Below are 782 nucleotides of genomic sequence, written 5' to 3'. Positions count from 1 at the left end.
GCATGAACCCGATGGACCTCAAGCGCGGCATCGACATCGCGGTCGCCGCCGTCGTCAAGGACATCGAGAAGCGCGCCAAGCCGGTCGCCGCCTCCTCCGAGGTCGCCCAGGTCGGCACCATCTCGGCCAACGGCGATGCCGCCATCGGCAAGATGATCGCGCAGGCGATGCAGAAGGTCGGCAACGAGGGCGTCATCACCGTCGAGGAGAACAAGTCGCTCGACACCGAGGTGGACATCGTCGAGGGCATGAAGTTCGACCGCGGCTATCTGTCACCCTACTTCGTCACCAACCCCGAGAAGATGACCGCCGAGCTCGAGGATGCCTACATCCTCCTGCACGAGAAGAAGCTGTCCGGCCTGCAGGCGATGCTGCCGGTGCTGGAAGCCGTGGTGCAGTCTGGCAAGCCGCTCGTCATCATCGCCGAGGACGTCGAGGGCGAGGCTCTGGCTACCCTGGTCGTCAACCGCCTCCGTGGCGGCCTGAAGGTCGCCGCCGTCAAGGCGCCGGGCTTCGGCGACCGCCGCAAGGCCATGCTCGAGGACCTCGCGATCCTCACCGGTGGCCAACTGATCTCCGAAGACCTCGGCATGAAGCTCGAAAACGTCACGGTGAAGATGCTTGGGCGCGCGGGCAAGGTGGTGATCGACAAGGAGAACACCACGATCGTCAAGGGCGCCGGCAAGAAGCCGGAGATCGAGGCCCGCGTCGGCCAGATCAAGGCCCAGATCGAGGAAACCACCTCGGATTACGACCGTGAGAAGCTCCAGGAGCGCCTCGCT

At 65.0% G+C, this 782-nt stretch carries 1 protein-coding gene; it reads left to right on the top strand.

Features of this window, described 5'->3' with window-relative positions:
• Positions 1-782 (top strand): chaperonin GroEL (gene groEL / locus IVB47_RS18690; protein ID WP_247463069.1); only part of this gene is annotated, 782 nt, incomplete at both ends.

Origin of the sequence: Bradyrhizobium sp. 62 (assembly GCF_023073035.1) — a bacterium.
Classification (GTDB): Bacteria; Pseudomonadota; Alphaproteobacteria; order Rhizobiales; family Xanthobacteraceae; genus Bradyrhizobium.
This window is presented reverse-complemented; position numbering and strand designations above follow the sequence as displayed.